The organism is Pseudomonas oleovorans subsp. oleovorans (assembly GCF_002197815.1).
GTDB classification, from domain to species: domain Bacteria; phylum Pseudomonadota; class Gammaproteobacteria; order Pseudomonadales; family Pseudomonadaceae; genus Aquipseudomonas; species Aquipseudomonas oleovorans.
Genome location: NZ_NIUB01000003.1, coordinates 162,616 through 177,353, shown reverse-complemented (window position 1 = coordinate 177,353; position 14,738 = coordinate 162,616). Strand labels below are relative to the sequence as shown.

General features: G+C 60.0%; 14 protein-coding genes. 12 read left to right on the top strand and 2 right to left on the bottom strand.

Features of this window, described 5'->3' with window-relative positions:
- The first annotated feature begins 2 nt into the window (after nucleotides 1–2).
- Genes PSOLE_RS02785 through PSOLE_RS02775 form a run of 4 tightly spaced genes read left to right on the top strand, consistent with a single transcriptional unit; the run spans nucleotide 3 to nucleotide 4,440 of the window.
- A complete protein-coding gene (locus PSOLE_RS02785) occupies nucleotides 3–1,946 on the top strand; it encodes a coiled-coil domain-containing protein (protein ID WP_074856700.1) in 1,944 nt (647 codons plus the stop codon).
- Nucleotides 1,943–2,443, top strand: a complete 501-nt coding sequence (locus PSOLE_RS02780; protein ID WP_244597233.1) for a hypothetical protein — start codon at nucleotides 1,943–1,945, stop codon at nucleotides 2,441–2,443. Before PSOLE_RS02785 ends, PSOLE_RS02780 begins: the two co-directional genes overlap by 4 nt.
- Nucleotides 2,421–2,711, top strand: coding sequence for an HNH endonuclease (locus PSOLE_RS24515; protein WP_244597232.1), 291 nt, complete (start codon nucleotides 2,421–2,423; stop codon nucleotides 2,709–2,711). Before PSOLE_RS02780 ends, PSOLE_RS24515 begins: the two co-directional genes overlap by 23 nt.
- A gap of 13 nt (nucleotides 2,712–2,724) precedes the next feature.
- Nucleotides 2,725–4,440: a DUF262 domain-containing protein gene (locus PSOLE_RS02775; RefSeq protein WP_074856697.1), complete on the top strand. Its 1,716-nt coding sequence runs from the start codon at nucleotides 2,725–2,727 to the stop codon at nucleotides 4,438–4,440.
- Nucleotides 4,441–4,488: 48 nt separating this feature from the next.
- On the opposite strand, the gene PSOLE_RS02770 is transcribed toward PSOLE_RS02775, so the two are convergent.
- Together PSOLE_RS02770 and PSOLE_RS02765 are read right to left on the bottom strand one after the other, a co-directional pair.
- On the bottom strand, nucleotides 4,489–5,352 hold the full coding sequence (locus PSOLE_RS02770) for a phage integrase N-terminal domain-containing protein (protein ID WP_074856694.1): 864 nt from the start codon (nucleotides 5,350–5,352) through the stop codon (nucleotides 4,489–4,491).
- 583 nt (nucleotides 5,353–5,935) lie between these two features.
- On the bottom strand, nucleotides 5,936–7,105 hold the full coding sequence (locus tag PSOLE_RS02765) for an STY4528 family pathogenicity island replication protein (protein WP_074856691.1): 1,170 nt from the start codon (nucleotides 7,103–7,105) through the stop codon (nucleotides 5,936–5,938).
- A gap of 1,132 nt (nucleotides 7,106–8,237) precedes the next feature.
- Between PSOLE_RS02765 and mnmG the strand changes: the two genes are divergently transcribed.
- The 8 genes from mnmG (at nucleotide 8,238) to PSOLE_RS02725 (ending at nucleotide 14,727) form a co-directional block, all read left to right on the top strand.
- Nucleotides 8,238–10,130 carry a tRNA uridine-5-carboxymethylaminomethyl(34) synthesis enzyme MnmG gene (gene mnmG / locus PSOLE_RS02760; protein ID WP_074856689.1) on the top strand — a complete coding sequence of 631 codons (1,893 nt, stop codon included), beginning with the start codon at nucleotides 8,238–8,240 and terminating at the stop codon, nucleotides 10,128–10,130.
- Complete coding sequence (gene rsmG, locus PSOLE_RS02755; protein ID WP_088339289.1) at nucleotides 10,127–10,774, top strand: 16S rRNA (guanine(527)-N(7))-methyltransferase RsmG; 648 nt, start codon at nucleotides 10,127–10,129, stop codon at nucleotides 10,772–10,774. Before mnmG ends, rsmG begins: the two co-directional genes overlap by 4 nt.
- Before the next feature lie 11 nt (nucleotides 10,775–10,785).
- On the top strand, nucleotides 10,786–11,574 hold the full coding sequence (locus PSOLE_RS02750; protein WP_074856684.1) for a ParA family protein: 789 nt from the start codon (nucleotides 10,786–10,788) through the stop codon (nucleotides 11,572–11,574).
- A gap of 11 nt (nucleotides 11,575–11,585) precedes the next feature.
- The gene (locus tag PSOLE_RS02745; RefSeq protein ID WP_003465100.1) at nucleotides 11,586–12,455 is read left to right on the top strand and encodes a ParB/RepB/Spo0J family partition protein; all 870 of its coding nucleotides are present in this window, start codon (nucleotides 11,586–11,588) and stop codon (nucleotides 12,453–12,455) included.
- A gap of 133 nt (nucleotides 12,456–12,588) precedes the next feature.
- Nucleotides 12,589–12,987, top strand: coding sequence for a F0F1 ATP synthase subunit I (locus PSOLE_RS02740; RefSeq protein ID WP_003465098.1), 399 nt, complete (start codon nucleotides 12,589–12,591; stop codon nucleotides 12,985–12,987).
- A gap of 16 nt (nucleotides 12,988–13,003) precedes the next feature.
- Nucleotides 13,004–13,855 carry a F0F1 ATP synthase subunit A gene (gene atpB / locus PSOLE_RS02735; protein ID WP_003465096.1) on the top strand — a complete coding sequence of 284 codons (852 nt, stop codon included), beginning with the start codon at nucleotides 13,004–13,006 and terminating at the stop codon, nucleotides 13,853–13,855.
- 72 nt (nucleotides 13,856–13,927) lie between these two features.
- Nucleotides 13,928–14,167, top strand: coding sequence for a F0F1 ATP synthase subunit C (atpE, locus tag PSOLE_RS02730; RefSeq protein ID WP_003284846.1), 240 nt, complete (start codon nucleotides 13,928–13,930; stop codon nucleotides 14,165–14,167).
- Nucleotides 14,168–14,256: 89 nt separating this feature from the next.
- Nucleotides 14,257–14,727, top strand: a complete 471-nt coding sequence (locus PSOLE_RS02725; RefSeq protein ID WP_074856681.1) for a F0F1 ATP synthase subunit B — start codon at nucleotides 14,257–14,259, stop codon at nucleotides 14,725–14,727.
- Nucleotides 14,728–14,738: the final 11 nt, after the last annotated feature.

The following is a 14,738-nucleotide window of genomic DNA, read 5'->3' as shown; positions in this document are numbered from 1 at the left end:
GGATGAACGCTGTCGGTATGCCAGAACCATTTTCTACAAAGCCTCGCCTATGGGTAGAGACGTTGTGGCTGCTGGAGTCACTGACAGCGGATGAACCCTTGCGCGAAATACCGCTGCACCGCGGCCTCAACCTGATCGTATCGCCACCAGGAAAAGGCAGCTCTGGGCATGGCGTGGGAAAAACCGCTTTTTGCCAATTGCTGCGGTTCGCACTGGATGACCCCCTCTGGTCCGAGGGGTCAGCCTTGCGCGATGAACTGCTGCAAAGCGAGGATTTGAAGGAGGGGGCTGTTGCCGCCCGTGTGCATATTGGCGGGGAAGTATGGACAGTCTTGAAGCCGTGGCGACACCAGAAGATGTACCGCGCTTCCCGTCATGCGGATTGGCGGCAGCTGGCCGCAGGTAACGCTGAGAACGAATACCACGCTTACCAGAATGCACTGCGACAGCATTTTGTCGAAACCTTGCCGGTTCAGGAGTTGCCTGGCTCCGGGCAGCCTATTGAATGGCACCACATTCTGGCCTGGTGCTCCCGTGACCAGAACGCCCGATACCAGCATTACTTCCAATGGCGTGCGGAAGGTGTCCGGTTCAGTTTGCCGGCGAAGTCGCCATTGGCTCTCATACAGATCGTATTAGGTATGCTGCACGACGCCACGACGCTGCGTGATCTGGATAGCGCAGCAAAAGCGGTAGAAACCCATAAGGCGAGACTGGAGCAACTGCGAGAGGAACCTACGCGTTTGCTGAACCATGTGCGCCGGCAATTGGCCAACCGCCTTGAAGCGCCAATCAATACACCCTTCCGGCAGGAAGGATTGATCGAGCATCCCAACTTGATTGGTATCGCCAGGCAACGCCACGAAGCCTATCAGCAGGAACTGCGATCAATCGAGGAAGAGCGAAAGGCACTTGTACACGAACGCCAGTCCTTGCTGGAAAAGCGTGCCCCGCTGAAAGGCAATCTAGACGTCATTGCCAATGAAATAGCCCAGGTAGAAGCGTTGATTGCTGGCGATATCGAGCGGTTAGAGGCGTTGCAAAACGAAGCAGCATCACTGCAAAAGAATCTCTCCAAGCATTGCGACGCAGGAAATCGCCTGCTCAAGGAGTGTCACTATGTTACTCAGCGCATCGAACTGGTTCAGATTGACCGAAAGCAGCGCACCTTGAGTTATCAGCAAAACAAAGAATCCCTTGAGCGCAGTCTGGTTGCGCTGCGCCGCCGCCGGAATGGGCTGATTGACGAGATGGCACCGCTGGATAAAGCACTTGCCGCTATTGATGGAAGAAGTGCTGATATGGACCAGAGGTACGCCCAAGCAATGGTGGCTGATCAGCTGCTCACGGAGGCTATCGAGAGCTACGAATATTATGAAAGCCTTGCCTCTGGAAAGTCACAATCAACCGAAATGGATGCGTTACAACGCAAGCTGGATGAACATCGGCGTCGTTGCAATCAGTTGAAGCTACAGCTCGAACAACAGCGCCAGATGGTAGCGGGGCGCCGCCAGGCAATCAGCGACGCCATGATGGCTGTTGCCAGATCACTGCCTTCCTTCACGTGGGGCGTTTTCAACGATCAAGAAGAACACCGCAATCACCCCTTTCGAATGGGGCCGAGACACTCGACCACCTACAAAGTTCTGGAGATTCTCGCAGGTGATGTGGCCTGCTTGCTCGATAGCACTCAGGAGCAAAGCTTCCATCCCGGGTTTCTATTGCACGATTCTCCCCGCGAAGCGGAGATGAGCGAAGACATACTCTGGGCCCTGCTCGAACATGTCGCAAAAAAAGGTGGAGACTCGTTGCAATACATCGTTACCACTTCAACTGAACCACCTGAATCACTCCAGATTTATGAGCGGCACAGGCTCTCAACAGAGAGCGTGGACGGACTTCTTTTCCGTAAGCGCTTGGGTGCCGAACAGGCAACGATGGCATGAACCCACTGCAACGCACCCTCATCGAAAAAGCCGGCCACGACAATGGCTTCGAGCACGTGCTATCTCCGGCAGGCGATGCGGTGACACTGGCTTCGGCCCGTCATCGCAGCCAGGCGGTAGTGACGGCATCGGCCGATGGCTTCGGCTTGCGCCTTCAACCGGCTACGCCCGCGCTGCTGCCGGAACTGTTGCGTAGTTTCCAACCGCGGGCCGGAGCTGATGACGTGTTTTGTGTGCCGACCCTGCCCGATTTGGCGGCTCTCCTGCGTCGCACGGCCAGTTTGTCGCAGGCCTTGCCGAATCAGGCCGTGCGCGACTACCACACGGCCGTCGCGCAGGCTGTGGAGGCACTGCCTGTCGAGAACCGGGGCACGGAAGTCGAACGCCTGGTGCGCCAGCGCGTGGGGCAGGCGCGTTACCGCGATGCCTTGCTGACCTACTGGGGGGGGTGCCTGCGCGGTGACCGGCGTCACCGTGACCGAGGCACTGCGCGCTAGCCATGCCAAACCCTGGGCCGAATGCGCCGACGACGCCGAGCGGCTGGATGCCTTCAACGGCTTTCTGCTGGTGGCCAATCTCGATGCGCTGTTCGACCGCTTTCTGATCAGCTTCGACGATACCGGACATTTGCTGACCAGCGCCCGCCTGTCCCAAAGCGATCTGCCTGGGCTTGGCATTCATTCGGGAATGACGTTGCGCTGGCTGACCAGGGAGCACCGGCATTATTTACAGTGGCACCGCGAGCGCTTCCTGCTCGGTGCCTGATCGAAGGAAAAACATGGCCAAGGCCGAAGCAAGCGTCGAAGAGCTGGTATCAATGATCGAGCGGGGCGAACTGCGCTTGCCAGAGATGCAGCGCCAGTATGTGTGGCGCTCCACGCGAGTGCGCGATCTGCTGGATTCGCTGTACCGCGGCTACCCATCGGGCGCAATCCTGCTTTGGGAAACGGATGAAGCTGTGCCGCTGCAGGATTTCGCGGTCAGCCAGAGCACGAATCCTTACCAGAGCACGCGGCTTCTGCTGGATGGTCAGCAGCGTCTGACATCGCTCTCTGCCGTCATTCGCGGCGAGCCAGTATCGGTACGCGGCCGTCGTCGGCCGATCGACTTGCTGTTCAACTTGGAACATCCCGACCAGTTGGCGGTCGTGACCGAAGTGGAAGAGAACGGCGACGACGAGGACGATGTTGACGACGATAGCGAACTGATTGGCGATGAGACGGACTCGACCGAGGACGAACTGCTCAAGCGCTTCAACAAGATGACTTTCGTGGTGGCCACGAGGAAGCTGGAGCAGTTGCCGCATTGGGTGAAAGTGTCGGAAGTGTTCAAGACCGACAACGATGCGCCGTTCCTCAAACGTGCGGGCATCAGTGGTTTTGACGATCCTCGTTATGAGAAGTACAGCCAGCGCCTGGCCCGGCTACGTGGCATCCGCAAGTACGTTTATCGGATGGATGTACTGGAACGGACGCTTTCCTACGATGAGGTCACGGAAATCTTCGTCCGGGTCAATTCACTGGGAGCCAAGCTGCGCAGTTCCGACTTGGCTCTGGCGCAGATCACCGCCAAGTGGCGGCACTCGCTGCAGACGTTCCAGGATTTTCAGAAGGCCTGTGCCAAGACGGGCTTTGACCTCGATCTCGGTTTGCACCTGAAGAACCTGATGGCGTTTGCCACCGGTCAATCGCGTTTCCAGATCGTGGGTAGCCTGAGTGTGGAGAAGCTGCAGAAGGCGTGGAAAGAAGCCTGCGAGGGCATGGAATTCGCGCTCAACTTCCTGCGTAGCAATCTGGGCATCGATAGCCCGGCGCTGCTGTCGTCGCCCTTCCTGCTGGTGGTGCTGGCGTATTTCGGACACAACCGCAACTATGCGCTGAGCAACAATGAGGCCCGCCAACTGCGCTATTGGGCGCTGATGGCCAATGCCAAAGGCCGCTTCTCCCGAGGCTCCAGCGAAACCATTCTGGATCAGGATTTGGCAAGTATTCGTCAGGGCGGAGCGGTGAGCGAGCTGATTGACCGGCTGCGCCTGCAGTTCGGCCGCCTGGACATTACCGCGGAGGAGCTAGAAGGCCGCAACCAGCGCAGCGCGCTGTTCAAGACCATGTTCCTGGCTTTCCGCGCTGCCGGTGCGAAAGATTGGCGCAGCCATCTGGCCATTGCTCTGGATCATTCGGGCGCCCAGCATCGCTTGCAGTTCCATCACATCTTTCCCAAAGCCGTATTGAAGACCAGCTTCACTGCCCGCGAGGCGGATGACATCGCCAATCTGGCCTTCATCGGCGGCAAGACGAATCGCGCGATCAGCGACAAGGCCCCGGCGGTTTACCTGCCCCCGCTGGTGGACCAGCTTGGCGAGCCAGCGTTCGCAGCACAGTGCATCCCGGTCGAGGCATCGCTGCTGGAAGTGGAAAGCTACAAGGCTTTCTTGCTTGAGCGACGCAAGAGGATTGCAACGGCGCTGAATACGTTTGTTGGGCCTGCAGATTGAGCCGGTGGACGGCTGTGTATATAGGCCAGGGGGCTCATACTGCCTGACCTAGCTACCGAGGTAGATGGCAGTGATTTGAACGCGCTCGTGTCCCACCTCACGGCTGATGGTTTGGCGAGCACGGCTGTCTTCCATACGTTGTGTTGGGCTTAATGCCCTGACTGAAGGCCCACCCGCCGCCGGTGCCTTCCATCCCGTCAGCACCTCATACCGCATCTGCGCGTACCGATGCCGCAGTCCGTGCATGTTGCTCAACCCTGCCGCCTTGCATTGCCCGTCGTAGACGTGCCGCTGCTGGATGTAGGTCTTGTTCGCAGGGATCAGCGAGCCCAACCCTGTCAGCCGGTGTGCTTCGTCCAGCACCGTCCGCTGCTCCGGTGTCGTGATCGGTACCGTCCGGTCGCGCCCGCCCTTGGCCCATGAGCCTTTGATGGCGATGTGATCGCCACGGTCGGCATAGCGGGGCTGGAACTTGATGGATTCCTCTCGCCGCAGACCGAAGGCCGCTTGCAGACGCAGGCTCATGCGAACGTGTGGATCGGTGATCCTGTCCAGTCCGTCGCCCAGTTCCTTGGCCTTGCTTTCGCCGGTCACATAGCGCCGCTCGGGAATGCCCAGCTTGGTGTTGTCCGCTGGCAGGATGCCTGCCTTGCCGACCTTCTCGGCCCACCAGCGCAGGTGAGCCATGCGGTTCTTCAGTGTGCCGGCCGACAGGCCTTCGGCTTGCCAGCGCTGCAACAGGGCTTCGACGTGCTTGCCCTTGAGCGAGGTCGCCCGCATCTGGCGGAAGCCTGCTTCGCGCAGTTGGCGTGCGGCCAGGCTCAGTGAGCGCTGCCGGTCGGCCTGGGTGGCGTGGCTGCCGTCGCGGTTGCGCTGGCAAAGCTGGCGCAGGGTGTAGGTCAGGTCGTCCATTGCGATGTTGTTTCGTCGGTTGTCGGGGCTGAGAAGCGAACGGTCAGTGTTTTTGCCAACTCGCCAAGGCGAGATCCCCGAAGGGCAAGGGCCAGGTGCTCAGTTCACCTGTGGCCTCGAATGAGGCGTCCGCCTTGCTTCCTGTGGGAAGGCCGGGCGGAAGAGTTGCAAGGGACGACAACGCGATGTGCTGGGATAGGTACCTCCTGTGGAGTGGTGGAAACGAGCTGACAGACCGCGCGAGGTCGGGCGACCCGCGACGAGTGGCTGGAGCGCCGGATGTGTATTGCGACGATGGCGGGACGAACCACGCCGAGGATGAGGAAGGCTCTGCCCATCGGTAGGGCGGCACACAGAGCGAGCCGGGGTGTGCCAGGGATGGTTCCGTCCGGCGAGCCGGGTCGGCGCTTGCAGGAACCTGCGCCAGGGTTCCGGTGTTCATACCCACCGGCAGGTTGTTGCTGGGCCAGTGTCCCGGGGCATCGTCATGTGCGCCGCCATCAATGCGATGCCGCGCCAACCCGCATTGTTGCTGCAGTTCGCCGGGCCGTCACTGCGGCGGGCAGTGACGGCCCTATCTGTCTCATGCCGAGCCCAGGGACCCCAGCCGTGCAGCAGCAGGCGTGTTTCCCAGGGCTGTTGGCAGCATTTCGCTGCCAGCCATGCACCCGATGATCTGCCCGATGGGCAGCGATGGCGTCTTCAGCATGCGCCGGATCTGATCCAGATGCCGTTGCGCCACCTCGCGCGACGCAGGTTTTGCAGCTTGGTTGCTGGACGATGGAGAAGGGGCAGGCGGCGAGCCATGCTGGCTGTTGCTGACGGCCTGCACGGGTGTCTGCTGCGGGGCGGATTTGCGCGCCGCCCAGAGCTTGAAGACGCCTTCCACGGCCTTCTTGATCAACCCGTAGAGGTAGGCGATGGCGTTGTGCACACCACCTGATTCGCAGCGCACGTCCCACTCGGCCAGTACCGCCAGGCGTTGCTCCGGAGGCAAGCCCCTGAGACGCGCGGTGAGAACCCGTTGCTGATCCTGTGGCAGTTGCCGGAAGCGGGCCGGCACATACGGCCCAGATCCCTGCACTTCGGGTGGTGAGCGGTACGTACGTACTTCTTTTAATACTTCTTTTTCTACAGTACGTACTGTTGCTGCAGATGCCGGAACGGGTTTCGGAATGCCGCTGCTGGCTTCGGGAACGAGGGCATCGCGCGCAGTTGAGCCACCAGGATTGCCCGGATCATGGTCATCGTCATGCTGCTGCAGGCGCCTGATCCGCTCTTGCATCGTTGCAGGCAGCTTTTCCAACCTGTCCGGATGGCGCATGGCCTCATCGAGAATGGACTGCGCCAACTGGCGAATCGTCGCACTGGCATGGCCGAGCGCCCGTTCCAGCAGGGGCAGGTAATCCTCGTCCTCCAGGCAGGCCTCGTCGAACGCGAGGGGCTGATTCCGTACCGCGTAGCGGCTGGCCATCGAGAAGCCGGTCATCGGATTGCGGCGGTATTCGACCAGCGCAATCCACGTGGACAGCCGCAGGCACAGCACAGCCTTGGACACGGTTTCAAGGGCCGCCCGCTTGCAGCCCGGTGCGCTGGGCAGGTATTTGCGTAGCGCGTCGTAGCTGAGGACCACGGTGCCGTCGCTGCTGGCCAGCGCACGGAAAGTCAGCCAGGCGTTGCGCTCCAGCGGCGTCAGCCGCTCATCGAGCAACAGAGCTTTCGGGGTGATGATGTCTGAAGTTTGGTGTGGCATGGTGAGGCTCCTGTCGGTATCGGCCAACTGGCCAAAGGAGCCGCCATCTCACCCCGACATCACCGCTGCCGCAGCCATCAATCCGAACTGCGCGCCTCCCGTTTTTTCGGGCTGAAGCAGGGTGCAACATCCTTGGTGCTCCGGATCAGGAGGTGGGAAAATGAGCACGCTGCAGCGCATTGGACGTTGCTGAACGTCGATGGCCGGGTTCGCTGCCTCAGATCAGGTTGTCCGCTGACACGTTGCACCGGGAACAAGCAGAGCGAGGAGCGTCCAAGACAGGCCATTCGCCGCTACAAAGGGACACGCTTGGTATTTGGGTCCAAGAATAGGTCCAAGCGCGTTGCGGGACCGCCATGAGTACTTTGAAAATCAACGACATGCGGCGAAAACGCCACTTCTGCATCGGCAAGTGAAACCTTCCTCCATGCTCTTGCCAACAGGGCTCTTGTAGGAGCGGATTTATCCGCGAAAGCGCATGCGTGCCCGCCATTAATCTTTCCCCTCCTTGTCATTCCCGGGTTTTCACCCGGGTTAAGAACCCTTGCGCGTCGTCTTGATTCGCGGCGGGGCATCCACTCCTTCACACATCTGACTGGACTTACGCGCCGGGCAGATTTCCCCACAAACGAGCTTGCTGGATCACCAATGAATGGGCTGCTGTTGCGCATCTACTGAGTTATTCAGGCCCAAATAAACCCTGTGGAAAACCGCCCCTGAACCCTGCCCATAACCCTCTGACAAAGCTGGGCGTAACCACCCCTGTGGATAACTGGCACTTCCATCCACAGTGGTTCAGCAGCTTTCTCAGTGGAAGCGAGCAGGATCGACACAGGCTTATCATTCGCTATACACCTCTAAAAGCAAGGGTTACAGATGGTTATCCACAGAAAGGGCTTGCTCTATACATAAACATAAAGAACAAGCTTTATAAAAATTCTCTCTTTCTATTCTTTATAAGCCTGAGCGTATTTCTCACGGGTCAGAGGGTGATCAGTTAAGCAGGTCGATGGGAAAGTCCAGCGCTATCCGGTTGGCTATTTTTTGTGCAGAAGGCTTCATTCAGCAGCCTTAAGTCCCTATACTTGCCGCCTTTCTTTCAGACCCCTTCTCAACAGGCACGAGGTGCGTGGTGGATTTCCCTTCCCGTTTTGACGTGATCGTGATCGGTGGCGGTCATGCCGGTACCGAAGCAGCCCTGGCTGCAGCACGCATGGGCGTGAAGACCCTGCTGCTCACCCACAATGTCGAGACCCTCGGCCAGATGAGCTGCAACCCGGCCATCGGTGGGATCGGCAAGAGCCACCTGGTCAAGGAAATCGATGCACTTGGTGGTGCCATGGCCACTGCTACCGACAAGGGTGGCATCCAGTTCCGTATCCTCAACAGCCGCAAGGGCCCAGCCGTTCGCGCCACACGTGCGCAGGCCGACCGCGTGCTGTACAAGGCTGCGGTACGCGAAATTCTGGAAAACCAGGCCAACCTGTGGATTTTTCAACAGGCAGCTGATGATCTGATTGTGGAAAACGCTCAGGTCAAGGGCGTGGTCACCCAGATGGGCCTCAGGTTCCACGCGGATTCCGTGGTGTTGACCACAGGCACTTTCCTCGGCGGACTTATCCACATTGGTCTGCAGAACTACTCCGGCGGCCGTGCCGGTGATCCGCCCTCCATCGCTCTGGCGCATCGCCTGCGTGAGTTGCCACTGCGCGTCGGTCGCCTGAAGACCGGCACGCCGCCACGCATCGACGGTCGTTCCGTGGATTTCTCGGTGATGACCGAGCAACCGGGTGATACACCCACGCCGCTGATGTCCTTCCTCGGCAAGCGTGAGCATCAGCCCAAGCAGATCAGTTGCTGGATCACCCATACCAACGCCCGTACCCACGAGATCATCGCCGCCAACCTCGACCGCTCGCCGATGTACTCCGGGGTGATCGAAGGTGTTGGCCCGCGCTACTGCCCGTCGATCGAGGACAAGATCCATCGCTTCGCCGACAAGGACAGCCACCAGGTGTTCATCGAGCCGGAAGGCCTGACCACCCATGAGCTATATCCCAATGGCATCTCCACCTCGCTGCCGTTCGACGTGCAGCTGGAGATCGTGCGCAGCATCCGTGGCATGGAGAACGCGCATATCGTGCGTCCGGGCTACGCCATCGAATACGACTACTTCGACCCGCGCGATCTCAAGTACAGCCTGGAAACCAAGGTCATCGGCGGTCTGTTCTTCGCCGGGCAGATCAACGGCACCACCGGCTACGAAGAGGCCGGTGCGCAGGGCCTGCTGGCCGGCTGCAATGCGGCGTTGCGCGCGCTGGGCAAGGAGGCCTGGTGCCCGCGTCGTGACGAAGCCTACATCGGCGTGTTGGTCGACGACCTGATCACCCTGGGCACCCAGGAGCCGTACCGCATGTTCACCTCACGTGCCGAATACCGGCTGATCCTGCGCGAGGACAACGCCGACCTGCGCCTGACCGCTAAGGGGCGCGAACTGGGCCTGATCGATGACGAGCGCTGGGCAGCTTTCGAAGCCAAGCGCGAAGGCATCGTGCAGGAAGAGCAGCGCCTGAAGAACACCTGGGTGCGCCCGGGCACGCCGCAGGGCGATGCCATTGCAGCACGCTTCGGCACGCCGCTGGCCCACGAATACAACCTGCTCAACCTGCTAGCTCGCCCGGAGATCGACTACGCCACGCTGATCGAACTGACCGACGCGCCGGTTGTGGATAACCAGGTGGCCGAGCAAGTCGAGATCAAGACCAAGTACGCCGGCTACATCGACCGCCAGCAGGACGAGATCGCCAAACTGCGGGCCAGCGAAGACACCAAGCTGCCGGATGATCTGGACTATGCCTCGATCTCCGGGCTGTCCAAGGAAATCCAGTTCAAGCTCGGCAGCACCCGCCCGGCCACGCTTGGCCAGGCTTCACGGATCCCCGGGGTCACCCCGGCGGCGATTTCCCTGCTGCTGATTCATCTGAAAAAACGTAGCGCCGGACAGAAGCTGGAGCAGAGCGCCTGATGTCGGTCACTCAGCGTCACGCCGAAGAACTGCTGCAGGGTGCCCGCGAACTGGGTATCGAGCTCAGCGCGTTGCAACAGGAACAACTGCTCGCCTACCTGGGCCTGCTGATCAAGTGGAACAAGGCCTACAACCTTACCGCGGTGCGCGACCCCGACGAGATGGTCTCGCGCCATCTGCTCGACAGCCTGTCGGTAGTCCCCTTCGTGGCCGAACGTGGGGATAACTGGCTTGACGTCGGCAGCGGCGGCGGCATGCCCGGTGTACCGCTGGCGATCATGTTCCCCGAGCGCCGCTTCACGCTGCTCGACTCCAACGGCAAGAAGACTCGTTTTCTGGTGCAGGTGAAGCTGGAGCTGAAACTCGCCAACCTCGAGGTTGTCCACAACCGGGTCGAAGCGTATCGACCGGAGCAGCCTTTCGACGGCATCAGCTCGCGGGCTTTCAGCAGCCTGGAAGATTTCAGCAACTGGACGCGCCACCTCGGCAACGCCGACACGCACTGGCTTGCGATGAAGGGCGTGCACCCGGATGACGAGCTGCAGGCGCTGCCGACGGACTTCCGTCTCAGTGCCACGCACGTGTTGCGGGTTCCCGGTTGCCAAGGCCAACGCCATCTGTTGATACTGCGTCGCTCGGTCTAAGGGGAAAGAAGATGGCCAAGGTATTCGCGATCGCCAATCAGAAAGGCGGCGTGGGCAAAACCACGACGTGCATCAACCTGGCTGCTTCACTGGTAGCGACCAAGCGCCGCGTGCTGCTGATCGACCTCGACCCGCAGGGCAATGCGACCATGGGCAGCGGCATCGACAAGCACGCCCTCGAGCACTCGATCTACGACGTGCTGATCGGCGAATGCGACCTGGGCCAGGCCATGCAGTTTTCCGAACACGGTGGCTACCAGTTGCTGCCGGCCAACCGCGATCTGACCGCTGCGGAAGTGGCATTGCTGGAAATGAAGATGAAGGAAAGCCGCCTGCGTTATGCTCTGGCGCCGATCCGCGAGAACTACGATTACATCCTCATCGACTGCCCGCCGTCGCTGAACATGCTGACCATCAACGCCCTGGTCGCCGCCGATGGCGTGATCATCCCCATGCAGTGCGAGTATTACGCGCTCGAGGGCTTGTCCGATCTGGTCAACAGCATCCAGCGCATCGCCCAACTGCTCAATCCCAAGCTGCAGATCGAAGGTCTGCTGCGCACCATGTACGACCCGCGTATCAGCCTGACCAACGACGTCACCGCTCAGCTCAAGGAACACTTCGGCGACAAGCTGTATGACGCCGTGATTCCGCGCAATGTGCGCCTGGCCGAGGCGCCGAGCTTCGGCATGCCGGCGCTGGTCTACGACAAACAATCCCGTGGGGCCATTGCCTACCTGGCTTTGGCCGGCGAGCTGGTGCGCCGTCAGCGCGCCGCCGCGAAAACCGCTACCGCTTAAGGAACATCCGCATGGCTGCGAAGAAACGAGGTCTGGGTCGAGGTCTGGACGCCCTGCTTGGCGGCAACACCGTCAGCGCACTGCAGGAAGAAGCCGCCCAGGTCGACACCCGTGAGCTGCAATACGTGCCGCTGGAGCTGATCCAGCGCGGCAAGTACCAGCCGCGTCGTGACATGGACCAGACTGCGCTGGAAGAACTCGCCGCATCCATCCGCGCCCAGGGCGTGATGCAACCCATCGTGCTGCGTCCCATCGGTAACGGCCGTTTCGAGATCGTTGCCGGTGAACGCCGCTGGCGGGCCAGCCAACTGGCTGGTCAGGACAAGATCCCGGCCATGGTCCGTGATCTGCCGGATGAAGCCGCCATTGCCATGGCGCTGATCGAGAACATCCAGCGCGAAGACCTCAACCCCATCGAGGAAGCCGTGGCCCTGCAGCGCCTGCAGCAGGAATTCGAGCTGACCCAGCAGCAGGTCGCCGATGCCGTCGGCAAATCCCGCGTCACCATCACCAACCTCCTGCGTCTGATCGCCCTGCCCGAAGAGATCAAGACCCTGCTCGCTCATGGCGATCTGGAAATGGGCCATGCGCGTGCGCTGCTCGGTTTGCCCCTGGAACAGCAGGTCGAAGCGGCGCGACACGTTGTCGCACGCGGCCTGACCGTTCGTCAGACCGAGGCGCTGGTGCGCCAGTGGCTGAGTGCCAAACCGGCCCCGGTCAAGGCCAAGGCCGATCCGGACATCAGCCGCCTGGAGCAGAAGCTCGCAGAGCGTCTGGGCTCGCCGGTACAGATCAAGCACGGCAGCAAGGGCAAAGGACAACTGGTGATCCGCTACAGTTCACTCGACGAATTGCAGGGCGTACTGGCGCACATTCGTTGAAACAAAATGTTTGTAGTGCCAGTCGGAAATAACTACCTGAGTGTTGAACCCTGACTGGCCTGCTCCTATACTCGCCGCGCTTTTTTGACTGCGGACAATTATTTACGCAGCCTGCTGCGACGATGGAATTCAGGTGAACATACACAACAGAACACCCTTCCATCGTCTCCCGGCTTTTCGCGTATTGCTGATTCAGGCAATGGTCGTAGTAGTGACCGCTGTCTCATGTGGGTTGGTTTTTGGTATTGTCGCCGGCTACTCCGCGCTGTTCGGTGGTCTGATTGCGCTGTCGGCGAACGTGTATTTCGCGTACAAGGCTTTTCGTTACTTTGGCGCACGCTCGGCCAGGGCGATCATTCAGTCCTTATGGTCTGGGCAGATGGGGAAACAAATTCTGGCAGCAGCGCTGTTTGCGCTGGTGTTTGTGGGAGTGCGACCGCTGGAGCCGGTTGCCCTGTTCGTCGGTTACGTGCTGGTCCTAGGCACTTCCGCGAGCGCGCTCCTGCTGATGAAAAATAATCCGAAGCATTGAGCATTGAGGCGCGCACATGGCGAGTACCCCGGCGGAATATATTCAGCATCACCTGCAAAACCTGACCTACGGCAAGCTGCCGGCTGGCTACGAACGCGTTGACGGAACCGTGATCGACCAGGCCACCTGGACCATCGCGCAAACTTCGGCTGAAGCACAGGCAATGGGCTTCATGGCCGTCCACCTGGATACCCTGGGCTGGTCGCTGTTCGCGGGCTTTCTGTTCATCTGTATCTTTGCCATGGCTGGCCGCTCGGCTACCGCGGGTGTGCCCGGCAAGTTGCAGAACCTGGTAGAGATGGTCGTCGAGTTCGTCGAAGGCATGGTCAAGGACACCTTCCACGGTCGCAATCCTCTGATCGCGCCGCTGGCTCTGACCATCTTCATGTGGATCCTGCTGATGAACAGCCTGAAATGGATCCCCGTCGACTACATCCCCGGCCTGGCTGGCCTGCTTGGTCTGCCGGCATTCAAGATCGTCCCGACAGCCGATCCGAACGGTACCTTCGGTGTGTCCATCGGCGTGTTCTTCCTGATTCTGTTCTATAGCGTCAAGGTCAAGGGCTTCAGTGGTTTCAGCAAGGAGCTGGCATTCACTCCCTTCAACCACTGGTCGCTGGTGCCTTTCAACCTGTTCCTAGAGATTCTCGGTCTGCTGACCAAGCCGCTGAGCCTTGCGCTGCGTCTTTTCGGCAACATGTATGCAGGTGAGGTGGTGTTCATCCTCATTGCGCTGCTGCCGTTCTACGTACAGTGGACCCTGAATGTGCCGTGGGCGATCTTCCACCTCCTGGTGATCCCGCTGCAGGCCTTCATCTTCATGGTGCTGTCGATCGTGTACCTGAGCGCGGCCCACGAGGACCATTGAGACGCGAAAGCGACCGTAAACCCTTAGCAAACTTGAACTGCAACTCTAACCTCTGAAAACCTAGGAGTAATCATGGAACTCGTAATCATCGCTGCCGCCATCATCATTGGTCTGGGCGCTCTGGCCACCGGTATTGGCTTCTCCCTGCTGGGTGGCAAGCTGCTGGAATCCACTGCTCGTCAACCTGAACTGGCTCCGCAGCTGCAAACCAAGACCTTCATCATGGCTGGTCTGCTCGACGCCGTGCCGATGATCGGCGTTGGTATCGCGATGTACCTGATCTTCGTTGTTGCCCCTGGTATGGCTGCTTAATTCGCTGACCCGTCCGAGCGGCAGGGCGTTGCCCTGCCGGTTAGGCTTCAGCACCCGGGAAACAACGAGATAGCACGAGGTAAATCGCTGTGAACATTAACCTGACCCTGTTCGGTCAAACGATTGCCTTCGCTATTTTCGTCTGGTTCTGCATGAAGTTCGTATGGCCGCCGCTGACGCAGGCCATGCAGGAACGCCAGAAGAAAATCGCAGAAGGTCTGGATGCTGCCGGGCGCGCCGAGCGCGATCTGCAGTTGGCCCAGGAACGCGCTGCCCAGATGCTTCGTGAAACCAAAGAGCAAGCTGCCGAGATTCTCGACCGGGCGAACAAGACCGCCAACGCAATCGTCGAAGAAGCCAAGGCTCAGGCCCGCTCCGAAGGTGAAAAGCTGATCGCTGGCGCCAAAGCCGAAATCGATCTGGAAGTGAATCGTGCCAAGGATCAACTGCGTGCACAGGTAGCGGCTCTGGCCGTTGCAGGCGCCGAGCAGATCCTGCAGTCCACCGTGGACGGCGCTGCGCACAACGATCTGGTCGCAAAACTGGCCTCTCAACTCTAAGCGAGGCTCGC

Coding starts and splice junctions, on each gene's coding strand:
- atpE (WP_003284846.1), top strand. CDS start 13,928: ATGGAACTCGTAATCATCGCTGCCGCCATCATCATTGGTCTGGGCGCT.
- PSOLE_RS02770 (WP_074856694.1), bottom strand. CDS start 5,352: ATGGACGACCTGACCTACACCCTGCGCCAGCTTTGCCAGCGCAACCGC.
- PSOLE_RS02775 (WP_074856697.1), top strand. CDS start 2,725: ATGGCCAAGGCCGAAGCAAGCGTCGAAGAGCTGGTATCAATGATCGAG.
- PSOLE_RS02745 (WP_003465100.1), top strand. CDS start 11,586: ATGGCTGCGAAGAAACGAGGTCTGGGTCGAGGTCTGGACGCCCTGCTT.
- PSOLE_RS02765 (WP_074856691.1), bottom strand. CDS start 7,105: ATGCCACACCAAACTTCAGACATCATCACCCCGAAAGCTCTGTTGCTC.
- PSOLE_RS02785 (WP_074856700.1), top strand. CDS start 3: ATGAACGCTGTCGGTATGCCAGAACCATTTTCTACAAAGCCTCGCCTA.
- PSOLE_RS02750 (WP_074856684.1), top strand. CDS start 10,786: ATGGCCAAGGTATTCGCGATCGCCAATCAGAAAGGCGGCGTGGGCAAA.
- PSOLE_RS02780 (WP_244597233.1), top strand. CDS start 1,943: ATGAACCCACTGCAACGCACCCTCATCGAAAAAGCCGGCCACGACAAT.
- atpB (WP_003465096.1), top strand. CDS start 13,004: ATGGCGAGTACCCCGGCGGAATATATTCAGCATCACCTGCAAAACCTG.